Annotated in this window: 18 protein-coding genes; 9 read left to right on the forward strand and 9 right to left on the reverse strand. The window is 73.1% G+C overall.

Annotated features, from left to right (window positions below; genetic code table 11):
* Positions 1–67: 67 nt before the first annotated feature.
* From KJS59_RS18250 to KJS59_RS18265, 4 genes are read right to left on the reverse strand one after another with little or no spacing between them, the layout of a single operon-like run.
* Positions 68–871, reverse strand: a complete 804-nt coding sequence (locus KJS59_RS18250; RefSeq protein WP_213454124.1) for an ABC transporter ATP-binding protein — start codon at positions 869–871, stop codon at positions 68–70.
* Positions 872–884: 13 nt separating this feature from the next.
* On the reverse strand, positions 885–1,664 hold the full coding sequence (locus KJS59_RS18255; RefSeq protein ID WP_213454125.1) for an ABC transporter permease: 780 nt from the start codon (positions 1,662–1,664) through the stop codon (positions 885–887).
* Positions 1,664–2,512, reverse strand: coding sequence for an ABC transporter permease (locus tag KJS59_RS18260; protein WP_213454126.1), 849 nt, complete (start codon positions 2,510–2,512; stop codon positions 1,664–1,666). Before KJS59_RS18260 ends, KJS59_RS18255 begins: the two co-directional genes overlap by 1 nt.
* Positions 2,509–3,474, reverse strand: a complete 966-nt coding sequence (locus tag KJS59_RS18265) for an ABC transporter substrate-binding protein (protein WP_213454127.1) — start codon at positions 3,472–3,474, stop codon at positions 2,509–2,511. Before KJS59_RS18265 ends, KJS59_RS18260 begins: the two co-directional genes overlap by 4 nt.
* Before the next feature lie 221 nt (positions 3,475–3,695).
* Here KJS59_RS18265 and KJS59_RS18270 point away from each other — a divergent pair, with 221 nt between their 5' ends.
* The 8 genes from KJS59_RS18270 to KJS59_RS18305 are packed head-to-tail and all read left to right on the forward strand — an operon-like array spanning position 3,696 to position 9,510.
* On the forward strand, positions 3,696–4,502 hold the full coding sequence (locus tag KJS59_RS18270; protein WP_213454128.1) for a CoA transferase subunit A: 807 nt from the start codon (positions 3,696–3,698) through the stop codon (positions 4,500–4,502).
* Complete coding sequence (locus KJS59_RS18275; RefSeq protein ID WP_213454129.1) at positions 4,499–5,281, forward strand: CoA-transferase subunit beta; 783 nt, start codon at positions 4,499–4,501, stop codon at positions 5,279–5,281. The genes KJS59_RS18270 and KJS59_RS18275 overlap by 4 nt, the downstream gene beginning before the upstream one ends.
* Complete coding sequence (gene pcaH / locus KJS59_RS18280) at positions 5,278–5,988, forward strand: protocatechuate 3,4-dioxygenase subunit beta (protein WP_213454130.1); 711 nt, start codon at positions 5,278–5,280, stop codon at positions 5,986–5,988. The genes KJS59_RS18275 and pcaH overlap by 4 nt, the downstream gene beginning before the upstream one ends.
* On the forward strand, positions 5,985–6,542 hold the full coding sequence (gene pcaG, locus KJS59_RS18285) for a protocatechuate 3,4-dioxygenase subunit alpha (protein ID WP_213454131.1): 558 nt from the start codon (positions 5,985–5,987) through the stop codon (positions 6,540–6,542). The genes pcaH and pcaG overlap by 4 nt, the downstream gene beginning before the upstream one ends.
* Positions 6,517–7,824, forward strand: a complete 1,308-nt coding sequence (pcaB, locus tag KJS59_RS18290; protein WP_213454132.1) for a 3-carboxy-cis,cis-muconate cycloisomerase — start codon at positions 6,517–6,519, stop codon at positions 7,822–7,824. The genes pcaG and pcaB overlap by 26 nt, the downstream gene beginning before the upstream one ends.
* The gene (locus KJS59_RS18295) at positions 7,821–8,273 is read left to right on the forward strand and encodes an alpha/beta fold hydrolase (protein WP_213454133.1); all 453 of its coding nucleotides are present in this window, start codon (positions 7,821–7,823) and stop codon (positions 8,271–8,273) included. Before pcaB ends, KJS59_RS18295 begins: the two co-directional genes overlap by 4 nt.
* Positions 8,274–8,288: 15 nt before the next feature.
* Positions 8,289–8,705: a 4-carboxymuconolactone decarboxylase gene (gene pcaC / locus KJS59_RS18300; protein ID WP_213454134.1), complete on the forward strand. Its 417-nt coding sequence runs from the start codon at positions 8,289–8,291 to the stop codon at positions 8,703–8,705.
* Positions 8,686–9,510, forward strand: coding sequence for an IclR family transcriptional regulator domain-containing protein (locus tag KJS59_RS18305; RefSeq protein WP_213454135.1), 825 nt, complete (start codon positions 8,686–8,688; stop codon positions 9,508–9,510). The genes pcaC and KJS59_RS18305 overlap by 20 nt, the downstream gene beginning before the upstream one ends.
* A gap of 13 nt (positions 9,511–9,523) precedes the next feature.
* Here the strand turns inward: KJS59_RS18305 and KJS59_RS18310 are convergent, their stop codons facing one another.
* The 4 genes from KJS59_RS18310 to pcaF form a co-directional block, all read right to left on the reverse strand.
* Positions 9,524–9,703, reverse strand: a complete 180-nt coding sequence (locus tag KJS59_RS18310; RefSeq protein WP_213454178.1) for a hypothetical protein — start codon at positions 9,701–9,703, stop codon at positions 9,524–9,526.
* A complete protein-coding gene (locus KJS59_RS32295; protein WP_213454136.1) occupies positions 9,652–9,918 on the reverse strand; it encodes a PIN-like domain-containing protein in 267 nt (88 codons plus the stop codon). Before KJS59_RS32295 ends, KJS59_RS18310 begins: the two co-directional genes overlap by 52 nt.
* 19 nt (positions 9,919–9,937) lie before the next feature.
* The gene (locus tag KJS59_RS18320; protein WP_213454137.1) at positions 9,938–10,600 is read right to left on the reverse strand and encodes a DUF433 domain-containing protein; all 663 of its coding nucleotides are present in this window, start codon (positions 10,598–10,600) and stop codon (positions 9,938–9,940) included.
* 95 nt (positions 10,601–10,695) lie between these two features.
* Positions 10,696–11,898 carry a 3-oxoadipyl-CoA thiolase gene (pcaF, locus tag KJS59_RS18325; protein ID WP_213454138.1) on the reverse strand — a complete coding sequence of 401 codons (1,203 nt, stop codon included), beginning with the start codon at positions 11,896–11,898 and terminating at the stop codon, positions 10,696–10,698.
* A gap of 110 nt (positions 11,899–12,008) precedes the next feature.
* Between pcaF and KJS59_RS18330 the strand changes: the two genes are divergently transcribed.
* On the forward strand, positions 12,009–12,980 hold the full coding sequence (locus tag KJS59_RS18330) for an acetylxylan esterase (RefSeq protein ID WP_213454139.1): 972 nt from the start codon (positions 12,009–12,011) through the stop codon (positions 12,978–12,980).
* A gap of 72 nt (positions 12,981–13,052) precedes the next feature.
* Here the strand turns inward: KJS59_RS18330 and KJS59_RS18335 are convergent, their stop codons facing one another.
* Positions 13,053–14,345: an ABC transporter ATP-binding protein gene (locus tag KJS59_RS18335; protein ID WP_213454140.1), complete on the reverse strand. Its 1,293-nt coding sequence runs from the start codon at positions 14,343–14,345 to the stop codon at positions 13,053–13,055.
* Positions 14,346–14,505: the final 160 nt, after the last annotated feature.

Raw genomic sequence — 14,505 nt, forward strand, 5'->3', positions numbered from 1 at the left:
GCCCCCGCCTGAGCCGCACGTTACCGCCCGGGCTGGCACCTGGCGGCGTTCACCGGACTGCGCCGGATCACTCTGCGACCGAAGCCACGGCGGCGTCCGTTCGGGTACCGCGCTTGGCGGCCTGGATCTGCTCGTAGACGTGCGTGCGCAGGTGGGTGAAGCGGGCGTCCGCGCGGGTGTGCAGCTGGTCGCGCTCGGCCGGCAGGTCGATCGCCAGCCGCTCCTGCACCACGGTCGGCGAGGCGGACAGCATGATGACCTGCTGCCCCAGGTACACCGCCTCGTCGATGTCGTGGGTGACGAACAGGATCGTCACGCCCAGCCGCTTCCACAGCGCCCGGACCAGGTCCTCCAGGTCCGCCCGGGTCTGCGCGTCGACCGCCGCGAACGGCTCGTCCATCAGCAGCACCTCGGGTTCGTACGCGACCGCGCGGGCGATCGCCACCCGCTGCTGCATGCCGCCGGACAGCTGCCACGGGTAGGCCGACTCGGTGCCGGCCAGGCCGACGGCGGCCAGCGCCTCGTCGACCAGTTCGCGGCGGCGCGCCTTCGCCACCCGCTTCTGCTTCAGCGGCAACGCCACGTTGTCCCGCACGCTCATCCACGGGAACAGGCTGCGGCCGTACTCCTGGAACACCACCGCCATGCCGCGTGGCGGGCCGGTGACCGGCCGGCCGTCCAGCAGCACCTCGCCGGCGGTGGGGGCGAGCAGGCCGGCGATGCACTTCAGCAGCGTGGTCTTGCCGCAGCCGGAGGGCCCGACCAGGCAGACCAGGTCGCCGGCGTCGATGGTGAAGGTCAGGTCGCGGACCGCCTCGACCCGGCGCTGGTGCCCCTCGTACACCTTGTTCAGGCCGCGCACCTCGAGCATGGGGGCTCTCCTCTCAGGACTTGCGCTGCGCGCTGCGCAGCCCGTGGTACCAGGCCAGGACGCGGTTCTCGGCGAACCGGAAGAGCGCGGACAGCACGAAGCCGAGCAGCCCGAGCAGGATGATCCCGGTCCACATCTCCGGGATCGCGAAGCTGCGCTGGAACTGCACGATGGTGAAGCCCAGCCCGTTGCTGGCGGCGAACATCTCGCTGATCACCATGAGGATGATCGCGATGGACAGCGCCTGCCGCATGCCGGCCATGATCTGCGGGCTGGCCGAGCGCAGCAGCAGGTGCCGGAGCCGGGCGGGTCCGGTGATCCGGTACGAGCGGGCGGTGTCGGCCAGGACGCCGTCGACCGCGCGCACCCCCTCGACCGTGTTCAGCAGGATCGGCCAGACGCAGCCGGAGACGATCACGATGACCTTCATGCCGTCGCCGATGCCGGCGAACAGCATGATGACCGGGACCAGCACCGGTGGCGGGATCGCCCGGAAGAACTCCAGCACGGGCTCGGCCACCGCGCGCACCCGGCGGTAACTGCCGATCACCACGCCGAGGCCGACGCCGAGGACGGTCGCCAGCGCGTACCCGGCGAGCAGGCGCAGTGCGCTGGGCAGCACGTCGGCCCGCAGCCGCTGGCCGGTCCAGGTGTCGTCGAAGACGGACAGGATGGTCCGCAGCGGCGGCACGTAGAAGCTCTGGCTGTTGTCCGTGGCCACGTACCAGACCGCGAACAGGATCACCGGCAGACCCAGGACCAGCCCGATCCGCTTGAGCGCCGTGGCGGCCATCAGGCTGCCACCTCTCCGCGTACCGACTGGTGCCAGGCCAGGAACCGGCGCTCCACGACCCGGGCGGCCAGGTTGATGAGCACCCCGAGCACGCCCGTGACCACGATGAGCGCGTACATGAGCGGGACGGCGTTGGACGTCTGCGCGACGGCGATCTTCGCGCCCAGCCCGGGCGCGCCGATCACCAACTGGGCGGTGACCGCCAGCACCAGCGCGACGGCGGCGGCGAGCCGGATGCCGGTGAACACGTACGGCATGGCCGCCGGCCACAGGACGTACCGGATGCGGGCCCAGGCACCGAGCCCGTAGCTGCGGGCGGTCTCCTCGGCGACCGGGTCGACGTCCTGCACGCCGTACAGCACCTGGATGAGCACCTGCCAGAACGAGGCGTAGACGACCAGCAGCAGGACCGAGCCGAGGCCGTTGGCGTACAGCAGCACCGCGAGCGGGATCAGCGCGACCGACGGGATCGGCCGCAGGAACTCGATGGTGGACGCCGTGGCCGCGCGCAGCAGCGGCACCGCTCCGATCAGCACGCCCAGCACCACCCCGGCGACCACCGCGATGGCCAGGCCGATGCCCCAGCCGACCAGCGTGTCGCCGATCGCCCGCCAGAACTCGGCGGTGCGCGCCTGGTCGGCCAGCGCCGCGGCGATCCGGCTGGTGGGCGGCAGGAACCGGGCGGAGACCAGCCCCGTGCGGGGCAGCACCTCGATGAGGATCAGCAGGGCGGCGAGCCCGGCCAGCCCGAGCAGGAGCGTCTCGCCCCGCACCGGACCGGACCGGCGCTCGCCGCGGCGGGGGCCGCGACCCGCGGTCGCGGCCCCCGCATCGGGTACGGCGGTCATGGCAGAAGCTTGCCAAGATCCGGGGTTCCGGTGAAGATGCCGTCCTGCTGGCCGAGCCCGGCCAGGGTCTCCAGGGCGGCCCGGTTGATCTCGGTGGGCCACTTCGGGAGGGTCAGCTTGGCCCGCACCGCCGGGTCGATCTCCGTGTACTCGCCGAGCACCGCCCGCACCTCGTCCGGGTGCGCGTCGGCGTACGCCAGCGACTCGTTCATCGCCTCGGTGAACCGCTTGACCAGGTCGGGGTCGTCGGCGAGCAGCTTGGTGGAGGTGAAGTAGACGGCGACGGTCAGGTCCGGTGCCGGGTCGACGTAGTTCCACGCCACCACCCGGCCGCCCGCGCCGGTGATCTCCGACAGCGACGGCTCGACCACCCAGGCCGCGTCGACCTGGCCGTTGGCCACGGCGGCCGGCATGTTGGGGAACGGCATCTCCACGAACTGGATGCCGCTCGGGTCGCCGCCCGCCTTGCGGACCGACTCGCGCACGGTGGTGTCGCCGATGTTCTTCAGCGTGTTGACCGCGACCTTCTTGCCGGCCAGGTCCTTGGCCGTCTTGATCGGGCTGTCGTCCTTGACCGCCACACCGCCGAAGTCCGCGCCTGCCTTGCCGGTCGACGCGACGCCGTTGGCCACGACCTTGATCGGGACGTTCTTGGTCTGGGCGATCATCAGCGAGGTGACGTTGCTGAACCCGAACTGGAACTGGCCGCTGACCACGCCGGGGACGATGGCCGCGCCGCCCTGGCCGGTCTCCATGCTCAGGTCGATGCCGCGGCTGGAGAAGAAGCCCTTGTTCTTGCCGAGGTAGATGGGTGCCACGTCGACGATCGGGATGACACCCACCTTGACCTGGGTGGTCCCGCCGGACGAGGTCGAGCCGCCGGACGAGGGCGACGAGCCGCAGCCGGCCGTTGCGGCAAGCAGCGCGGTGATCGCGGCGATCCCCACGAGTAACCGACGCATGAGACCTCCAGGGGATGGATTGCTATGTTCGCTTACCGAACGTAGGTTCTCATCAAGAACGTATGGCGTGCTCTGGCTCACGTCAACGCCCCATGCCCAAGCTGTTACGGAGGCCGCGATGCACCCGGGGTCCGCTCCGCGACGCGTTACCCCGGGACCGGGTCGCATGAGCTATCGTTCGCTTAACGCACTCCCGTTCGCCAAACGCACGAGGAACCCGCATGGCTGAGATCACCTCGCTGTCCGACGCCGTGGCCGAGCTGGTGCGCGACGGGGACACCGTCGCGCTGGAGGGCTTCACGCACCTCATCCCGGTCGCCGCCGGACACGAGATCATCCGGCAGCGGCGCCGCGGGCTCACCCTGGTCCGGATGACCCCGGACATCGTGTACGACCAGCTCATCGGCGCCGGCTGCGCGGCCCGGCTGGTCTTCTCCTGGGCGGGCAACCCCGGCGTCGGTTCGCTGCACCGGTTCCGGGACGCGGTGCGGAAGGGCTGGCCGGCCCCGCTGGAGATCGAGGAGCACAGCCACGCCGGCATGGCCAACCGGTACGTGGCCGGCGCGTCCGGCCTGCCGTTCGCGGTGCTGCGCGGGTACACCGGCACCGACCTGGCCGCCCAGACCGCCACGATCAAGCCGATCGCCTGCCCGTTCACCGGCGAGTTGCTGGCCGCCGTGCCGGCGTTGAACCCGGACGTGGGCATCGTCCACGCCCAGCGCGCGGATCGCGCCGGCAACGTGCAGTTCTGGGGCATCACGGGCGTGCAGAAGGAGGTCGTGCTGGCCTCGCGGCGCAGCCTGGTGACGGTGGAGGAGATCGTGGACGAACTGGCGCCGCGCCCCGGCGCGGTGGTTCTTCCGCAGTGGACGGTCACCCGGGTGGCCCGGGTGCCCGGCGGCGCCCACCCCTCGTACGCGATGGGCTTCAGCGAGCGGGACAACGACTACTACCGGGAGTGGGACGCGATCAGCCGGGACCGGGACGCGTTCACCCGGTGGCTGGAGGAGAGTGTGCTGGCGGCATGACCGAGTGGACCTCCGACGAGATGATGACCGTGGCGGCGGCCCGCGCGCTGCGCGACGGGACCCGCTGCTTCGTCGGCATCGGGCTCCCCAGCACCGCCGCCAACCTGGCCCGCCGCACCCACGCGCCCGGGCTGGTGCTGGTCTACGAGTCCGGCACCATCGGCGCCAAGCCGGACCGGCTACCACTGTCCATCGGGGACGGTGTGCTCGCCGAGACCGCGGACGCCGTGGTCTCCGTGCCCGAGGTGTTCAACTACTGGCTCCAGCCCGGCCGGATCGACGTCGGCTTCCTCGGCGCCGCCCAGATCGACCGGTACGGCAACATCAACACCACGATCATCGGGGACGACTACCGGGACCCCACGGTGCGGCTGCCCGGGGCCGGCGGGGCGCCGGAGATCGCCGCGTCCTGCCGGGAGGTCATCGTGATCGTCCGGCAGAGCCCGCGCACGTTCGTGGACCGGGTCGACTTCGTCACCTCTGTCGGCTACGGCTCCGGCCCCGGCGACCGGCAGCGGCTGAACCTGCCCGGCCGCGGCCCCGTCACGGTCATCACGGACCTCGGCATCCTGGAACCCGACCCGCGGACCTGCGAACTGACCATGACCCGCCTGCACCCCGGCGTGGCCGCCGACCGGGCCCGGGCGGCGACCGGGTGGCCGCTGCGGATCGCGGAGTCCGCCGGCACCACCCTGCCGCCGGCCACCGCCGAACTGGCCGCGTTGCGCGCCCTGCAAGCCACCGTCCGGCAATCATCCCCAGCGAAGGAGAGCGCATGACACCCGCGGTCTACCGCCGGGACGACGGCACGGTCCACCCGCCGCTGCTGTCCCCCGGGTACCGGTCCACCATCCTGCGCGCGCCCAGCCAGGCGCCGGTCCTGCTGCCGCACACGCTGACCGAGCTGACCGGCCCGGTGCTCGGCGAGGGGCGGGTCACCGCCGCCGACGCCGACCTGACGGTCCGGGCGGGCGGCGGCGAGGCGCAGGGCCAGCGGATCGTCGTGCACGGGCGGGTCCGGGACGAGAACGGCCGGCCGGTGCCGAACAGCCTCGTCGAGGTCTGGCAGGCCAACGCGGCCGGGCGGTACCTGCACAAGTGGGACCGGCACGACGCGCCGCTGGACCCGAACTTCACCGGTGTCGGCCGGTGCCTGACCGACGCGTCCGGCCACTACCGGTTCGTGACGATCAAGCCGGGCGCGTACCCCTGGGGCAACCACGCCAACGCCTGGCGCCCCGCGCACATCCACTTCTCGCTGTTCGGCCGGGCGTTCACCCAGCGCCTGGTCACCCAGATGTACTTCCCGGACGACCCGCTGTTCGGGTACGACCCGATCGTCAACTCGGTGCGGGACGAGCGCGCCCGGCAGCGGATGGTGGCGGCCTTCGACCTCGCGGCCACGGTCGACGAGTGGGCGCTCGGGTTCCGGTTCGACATCGTGCTGCGCGGCACCGAGGCGACCCCGATGGAGACCAGGCCATGAGCGACGGCGGACTCACCCCGTCCCAGACGGTCGGGCCGTACCTGGCCATCGGCCTGCCCTGGCCGGACGGCCCGCACGTGGTGCCCGAGGGCTCGCCGGGCGCCGTGTGGATCCGCGGCACGGTCCGCGACGGCAACGGCGCCCCGCTGCCGGACGCGCTCGTCGAGACCTGGCAGGCCGACCCGGCCGGCCACTTCGACCACCCGGACGACCCGGGCGGCCGGCACACCGAGTTCCGCGGTTTCGGCCGCTGCCCGACCGACGACGGCGGCGGGTACGCCATCCTGACCCGCAAGCCCGGCCGGGTACCCGGCCCGGGCGGGGTGGAGCAGGCGCCGCACATCGCGGTGTCGGTGCTGGCGCGAGGGTTGCTGAACCGGGTCGTGACCCGCATCTACTTCGCCGACGAGGCCGCGGCCAACGCCGCCGACCCGGTCCTGGCGGGCGTGCCGGCCGACCGCCGCGCCACCCTCATCGCCCGGCCGATCGACGACGGGTACCGGTTCGACATCCGCCTGCAGGGTGACGATGAAACCGTCTTCTTCGCCCTCTGACGGCGGCCTGTTCGACGGCGTGCTCGCCGCCGGGCCGGTCCGCGTCGAGGTCTCGGACGCGGCCTGGCTGCGGGCGCTGCTGGACGCCGAGGCGGCCCTGGCGCGGGCGCAGGCCCGGGTCGGCCTCGTCGAGGCGGCCGACGCGGACGCCGTGGTGGCCGCCTGCGCCCGCCTCACCGTCGACCCCGGCGACGTGGGCGCGCAGGCCACCGGGGCCGGCAACCCCGTGGTGCCGCTGGTCGCCCGCCTGCGGGCGGCGCTGCCACCGGCCACCGCCCAAGCCGTCCACCGGGGAGCGACGAGCCAGGACATCATGGACTCCGCCGCGATGCTGGTGGCGCACCGCGCCCGGGTGCCGCTGCTGGCCGACCTGTCCGCCGCCGCCGACCGGGCGGCCGCCCTCGCCGCCACCCACCGGCACACCCCGGTCGCCGGCCGGACCCTCCTCCAGCAGGCGCTGCCGACCACCTTCGGGCTGGTCGCCGCCGGCTGGCTCACCGGCCTGGACGCCGCCCGCCGCCGCCTCGCCGCCGTGCCGCTGGCCGGTCAACTGGGCGGCGGGGCCGGCACCCTGGCCGCGTTCGGCGACGCCGGACTCGACCTGCTCGCCGCGTACTGCGCGGAACTCGGCCTGGTCGAACCGGTGGTGCCCTGGCACACCGAGCGGGGGCGGGTGGCCGATCTGGCCGGCGCGCTCGGCGCCACCGCCGGCGCCCTGGCCAAGGTCGCCCGGGATGTCGTCCTCTACGCGCAGACCGAGGTGGGCGAGGTCGCCGAGGCCGGACCGGGCGGCGGATCGTCCACGCTGCCGCACAAGCGCAACCCGATCCGGGCGGTCAGCGCGGCCGCCTGCGCCGCGCAGGCACCCGGCCTGGTCGCCACGCTGCTCGCCGCGATGCCGCAGGAGCACCAGCGCGCCGCGGGTGGCTGGCACGCCGAGTGGCGCCCGCTGCGCGCCCTGATCGAGTCCACCGGTTCGGCGGCGCACTGGCTGCGCGCCAGCCTCGACGCGCTGGAGGTCGACGCGGCGCGGATGCGCGCCAACCTCGACCTCACCGGCGGTGACCTGCTCGCGGAGCGGGTCAGCGCCGCGCTGCGCCCGGTGCTCGGCGCGGGCGCGGCCCACGAGGTGGTGCGGTCGGCGTCCGGGAACCTCGCTGGCGACCCCCGGATCACCGCGCACCTCTCCCCCGGCGAACTGGTCCGGCTGCTCGACCCCGCCACGTACCTCGGCAGCGCCGGCGAACTGATCGACCGCGCCCTGCGGGCGGCCGGCCGATGACCGCCGTGGAGGTCCACCACCGCGTCGACGGCGCGCCGGACGCCCCGCCCGTCCTGATGATCAACTCGCTGGGCGCCGATCTGTCCACCGGCGGCACCGGCGCGGTCGCGGACGCCGTCGTGGCCCGCTGGCTCACCCCGGCATACGCCGCCGCCCACCCGGAGCGGGTCGCCGCGCTACGCGCCATGGTCGCCGCCACCCCGACGGAGGGCTACGCCGCGGCCTGCTCCGCCATCGAAGTCATGGACCAGCGCCCCGACCTGCCCCGGATCGCGGCACCCACGCTGGTCCTCGCCGGCGCCGACGACCCCGCCACGCCGCCACCCCACGCCGAACTCATCGCCCGCGCGATCCCCGGCGCCCGGCTGGCCATCCTCGACCACGCCGCGCACCTGGCCACCTACGAGCGCGCCGACGCGGCCACCCCGCTGATCCTGAAGGCGCTGTGATGCTGGAGGCGACGAATGCCCGATGACGTCCATGAAGCCGGCATGGCCGTACGCCGGCAGGTCCTGGGTGACGAGCACGTGGACCGCGCCGTCGCCAACACCACCGACCTCACCGCACCGTTCCAGGACTTCATCACCCGGTACGCCTGGGGCAGCGTCTGGACCCGCGACGAACTGGACCGGCGCACCCGCAGCTGCATCACCCTCGCCGTCCTCACCGCCCTGCACTGCCACCAGGAACTGGAAATGCACGTGCGGGCCGCCCGGCGCAACGGGCTGACCCCGGCGGAAATCGGCGAGGTCATCCTGCACACCGCCGTCTACGCCGGCGTCCCCGCCGCGAACGCGGCGTACGCCGTCGCGCAGCGCACCCTGGGGTACCTTGCTCTAGCCGACCAGCCCGGGGGAGCCGATGACCGAGCAGCCGACTGACCTGCGCCCCGAGGCCGCGACCCGCGAACCGCACCACGTGCAGTCGCTGGAACGCGGGCTCGCCGTCATCCGCGCCTTCGACGCCCGCCACCCCGAACTGACCCTCAGCGAGGTGGCCCGGCTCTGCGACCTCACCCGCGCCGCCGCCCGCCGCTTCCTGCTCACCCTCGCCGACCTCGGCTACGTGCGCACCGACGGCCGGCTGTTCTCCCTCACCCCCCGCGTCCTGGAACTCGGCTACGCGTTCCTGTCCAGCCTCTCCCTCCCGGAGGTCGCCGAGCCGCACCTGGAGCGCCTGGTCGCCGAGGTACACGAGTCCTCCTCCATGTGCGTCCTCGACGGCGACGACATCGTCTACGTCGCCCGCGTCCCCACCAGCCGGATCATGACCGTCGCCATCAACGTCGGCACCCGGTTCCCGGCCTACGCCACCTCCATGGGCCGCGTCCTGCTCGCCAGCCAACCCGACGACGCCATCGAGAAGTACCTCTCCCGTGCCGTCCTCACCCGCCTCACCGCCCGCACCATCACGACCACCCCGGTACTGGGCACCGAACTGCGCCGGGTTCGGGCGCAGGGCTACGCGATCGTCGACCAGGAACTGGAGGAGGGCCTGCGCTCGATCGCCGCCCCCATCCGCGACCGCACCGGCACCGTCGTCGCCGCCGTCAACATCTCCGTCCACGCCAGCCGCAACAGCGTCGAGTCCATGCGCCGCGACCTGCTCCCACCCCTGCTCGCCGCCACCGCCCGCATCGACGCCGACCTCCGCGTAGCCGGCAACTCCCCCCGCACCCGCCGGTAACCCGGCCGCGCCGTTAGCCCCGGCGGCGCCGGCCCCGCGTCGCCGCCCGGCGCTGGTACTCGACTACGCCGGTCCTCGTCAGCCAGTAGACGTTGGCCCTGCGCGCCACCGCCAGCGCCCCGATCTGCGCGAGGTTGACGGTCAACAGGTCGAGAATCCCGGCGAGCGGGACGCTGCCGGGAAAGAGGAACATGTGCACCTGGCGGCGAGATAGGCGCGCAATTCCCACTCCCGGTCGAGGATGTGCTGGTCACGGCAGAAGACGACCCAGCCCCGCGAGCCGACGACCGCCAACCAGTCCTCGTCCCGCAGTCCCGCTTCGAGCCGTTCCCGCCCGAAGACCTCGGCCGGAGTGTGTACCGCATAGCCGAGGTCGGCGATGAACCTGCGGACCGTACGGCCCGCCATGTTCTCGTCGATGTAGAACTCAGGCGGCGCGGCCCAGGAGGATGCGGGCGGCGGTGCGGACGTCCCCGATGGAGAGGCCGAACTCCTCGGCGACCGCTTCAGCTCTCTCACCCGCCTTGACCAGTCCGGCAACGTCCGCGACCCGGGTCCCAGTGCCCGCGAAGTACGGCTGTCCGAACGCGCGGCGCACGTCGACGACCACCTTGGACGGCTGCCAGTGTCGCAGTTCGAGCTGTTTCGGAACGCCCCGCTCGTCCCAGGCGATGTACTCAAGGTGATCGGCGACGATCTCCCGAATGACGTGCTGCCCGGTGTCCCCGGCGATCAGGCCGTGCCCCGCCTCGCTGCGCGCGAAGTCCCAGAGCACATCGATCCCGTCGGTGGCCAGTTCGGGGGCGACCAGCACGTACTTCCGGCCGAACTCCTCCTGCAGCCGCTGGAGCGCTGGCCGGATCCGCTGCGGGCGGACACCGGCGTCGCGGAGCGCGTCGAGGACGTGCGCCTCCGCGAGGGCGATGAAGGTGACCGGCAGCGACGTCTCGCCCTTGCCGATGACGTGCAGCAGCGGCTCCCCCCGCCGGTAGCCGCGCGCCCACCGGTGGAACGTCTGGCGGGGCACGTGCAGGTACCGGCCGGCTTCAGCCAGGTTGAGCAGGCCCTCGGTGAAGCGCGCATCGTCCATCGCGGCCCCCTTCCCGGCGCTCTCGTGCCAGGATGTCACACCCGTGGCCCGCGCCGGGGCCTTGAGCGATGAGTGGGCGGGGTGGGGAGTGGGAGTCAGGGCCGGGAGAGCAGGAGGGCGATGCCCTGGCCGACGCCGATGCACATGGTGCACAGGGCGCGGCGGCTGCCGGTGCGGTCCAGTTCGAGGGCGGCGGTGAGGGCCAGGCGGGCGCCGCTCATGCCGAGGGGGTGGCCGAGCGCGATGGCGCCGCCGTTGGGGTTGACGTGCTCGGCGTCGTCGGGGAGGCCGAGGTCGCGCAGGACGGCGAGGGCCTGGGCGGCGAACGCCTCGTTGAGTTCGACGATGTCGATGTCGGCGAGGGTCAGGTCGGTGCGGGCGAGCAGGCGCCGGGTGGCGGGGATCGGGCCGACGCCCATGACGCGGGGCGGGACCCCGGCGGCGGCAGCGGCGTCGACGCGGGCCAGGGGGGTCAGTCCGTAGCGGGTGAGGGCGGGGGCGCTGGCGACGAGGAGGGCGGCGGCGCCGTCGTTGACGCCGGAGGAGTTGCCGGCGGTGACCGTGCCGCCGTCGCGGAACGGGGTGGGCAGGGCGGCCAGCCTGTCCAGGGAGGTTTCGCGGGGGTGTTCGTCGGTGTCGACGACGGTGACCGCGCCGCGCCGGCCGGGTACCGGAACCGGGACGATCTCGGCGGCGAGGCGGCCATTGGCCTGGGCCCTGGCGGCGCGTTGCTGGGAGCGCAGGGCGAAGGCGTCCTGGTCGGCGCGGCTGATGCCGTATTCGGCGGCGACGTTCTCGGCGGTCTCGGGCATCGAGTCGATGCCGTACCGCTGCCGGATGGCCGGGTTGACGAAGCGCCAGCCGAGGGTGGTGTCGTGGATCTCGCTGGAGCGGGAGTACGCGGTCTCCGCCTTCGGGATGACGAACGGCGCGCGGCTCATGCTCTCGACGCCGCCAGCGATGACCAGGTCGGCCTCGCCGGCGCGGATGGCCCGGGCGGCGGCGGCGACGGCGTCGAGGCCGGAGCCGCAGAGGCGGTTGACGGTGCCGCCGGGTACCGCGTCGGGGAGGCCGGCGAGCAGGGCGGCCATCCGGGCGACGTTGCGGTTGTCCTCGCCGGCCTGGTTGGCGCAGCCGAGGAGCACGTCGTCGACGGCGGACCAGTCCACGGCGGGGAGCCGCTCGGTGAGCGTGCGGATCGCGTGCGCGGCGAGGTCGTCGGGGCGGACCGGGGTCAGGGCGCCGCCGTACCGGCCGATCGGGGTGCGGACTCCGGCGACGAGGTAGGCCTCGGTCATGGGCGGCACTCCCGATACTGTGCGAGATACGGACGTTAGTACGAGTAGCGTACACGCCACGATGCGGTCCGGGTCTACCCCCGGGGCCCCCGGCCTGCGAAGATCGTCGAATGTCCTGGTTCGACCTGCCGGCCGAGCAGCTCCGCACCTACGCTCCCGAGCTGCGCGTCCCCGACGATTTTGCCGAGTTCTGGGCCGAGACGCTGGCCGAGGCGCGCAAGCACGAGCTGGCCGCCACCTTCACGGCGATCGACACGGGCCTGACCGTGATCGACACGTACGACGTGACCTTCGCGGGTTACGGCGGCGCGCCGATCCGCGGCTGGCTGCACCTGCCGGCGGGCGGCGCCGGTCCGCTGCCGGCGGTGGTCGAGTACATCGGCTACGGCGGCGGGCGCGGGCTGCCACACGAGCGGAACCTGTTCGCGCAGGCCGGGTACGCGCACTTCGTGATGGACACGCGCGGGCAGGGTTCGGCCTGGTCGGTCGGGGACACCGACGACGCCGAGCCGGCCGCCGGTGCGCCATCCATCCCGGGGTTCATGACCCGCGGGATCATGGACCCCGCGACCTACTACTACCGGCGGGTCTTCACGGACGCGGTGCGGGCCGTGGAGGCGGTGCGGACGCACCCGGCGGTGGATGCCTCCCGGGTGGCGGTGACCGGGGGCAGCCAGGGCGGCGGGATCACCCTCGCCGCCGCCGGGCTGGTGGACGACCTGGCCGCGGCGGCGCCGGACGTGCCGTTCCTGTGCGACTTCCCGCGGGCCACCACGCTCGTCGACAGCTACCCGTACGCGGAGATCAAGAACTACCTGAAGATCCACCGGGGCCGGGTGGACGCGGTCTACCGCACGCTCGCCTACTTCGACGTCGCGGTGCTGTGCCGGCGGGCGAACGCCCCGGCGCTGTTCTCCGTCGGGCTGATGGACGAGGTGTGCCCGCCGTCCACCGTGTACGCCGCGTACAACGGGTACGGCGGGGCGAAGCAGATCCGCGAGTACCCGTTCAACACGCACGAGGGCGGCGCCGGCTACCACGACCGGGAAAAGCTGCGCTGGCTGGCGGGGGTCCTCGGCTAGCGACGAAGGCCGTTACCACACTCGATCATCGGTGCGACCGGGCACCGCCGGCCCCCGGCCGCACCGGTCACGTCAGCGCCACCCGACGTCGATGCGGTCACCGCGGTCGTCGAAGAAGTGCAGGGCGTCCATACGGACCTGCACGGCCAGCGGGTGGCCGGGCGTAACGGCGGGGTACGGCGCCAGGCGCACCGCCAGCTCGGCGGGGCGGCGGCTGTGCCGGCCCGGGTCGCTGAGCACGCTGTCCCGGCCGTTCCGCCGCCCGGCCGGGCGCTCCGGGCCCCGGCCGGTGATCCGCTGCATGACCTGGCTGAGCCGGCCGCCGCGCGAGTGCCCGGCGGTCTCCGCCGGCGTCCCGCCCAGCTCGTCCACCATCACGGCGGTGGCGCCGATGTCCAGGAACGCCAGCGACTCGTGGCCGTGGTGCTCCAGGTAGCGGATGCGGCCCTGGAGCACGTCCCCGGCGGTGTCCGGGGCGACCGGCGTCAGCGCCTCGGCCCGCATGCCGATGACGATGCGCTCGCCGTGGTAGTGCGAGACGGCCCGGGCGCGGATGTCGTCCCAGGGCAGGTACAGCGCCTGCTCGCCCAGGTTCAGCGCGATGTACCGGTCCAGGTGCACGTAGACGGACGCCTCGAGCAGGTTCATCCGGGGGCTGCCCAGGAACGCCGCCACGTACAGGGTGGCGGGGCGCCCGTACACCTGGGTGGGCGTGCCCACGTCCTGGAGGACACCCTTGCGCATGATGGCGACCCGGTCGGCCATGGTGAGCGCCTCGGCCTGGTCGTGGGTGACGTAGATGGTGCTGACGCCCAGTTCCCGGACCAGTCCGGAGATCTCCGCACGCAGTTCGGCGCGCAGTCCACTGTCCAGGTTGGACAGCGGCTCGTCCATCAGGAACAGCCCGGGGCGGCGGACGATGGCCCGCCCCATGGCCACCCGCTGGCGTTGGCCGCCGGACAGCTGGCTGGGCTTGCGACCCAGCACGTCGCCGATGCCGAGGGCGGCGGCCACGTCGGCCACCCGCTCACCCCGCGGGACCGGTTCGATGCCGGACAGTCGCAGCGGGAAGGCGATGTTGTCGCCGACTGTCATGTGCGGGTACAGCGCGAAATCCTGGAACACCATGGCGATACGACGGTCGCGCGGCGGCAGGTCGTTGGCGAGTTCGCCGTCCATCATGATGGCGCCGCTGGTCGGGTCCTCCAACCCGGCCACCATCCGCAGGACGGTGGACTTGCCGCAGCCCGAGGGGCCGAGGAGCACCATGAACTCGCCGTCGCCCACGTCGAGGCTGACGTTGTCGACCGCCACCGTCCCGTCCGGGAAAATCTTGGTGACGTCCTTGAGCGCGACGGTGGTCACCCGTCACACCTCCCCAGTTGACAGATACGGGCCCCCCGCGTGGCCCGTTTCTGGTCACGCTGAATAACCGCCTACGCACGCGGGCGGGACACCTGTAACTGTGACCAGCATCATGGGGATGGCCTATCGGGTAAACGTGCCATGTTCCAGGTGTGACGAC

Origin of the sequence: Rhizomonospora bruguierae, assembly GCF_018397995.1 — a bacterium.
Classification (GTDB): Bacteria; Actinomycetota; Actinomycetes; order Mycobacteriales; family Micromonosporaceae; genus Rhizomonospora; species Rhizomonospora bruguierae.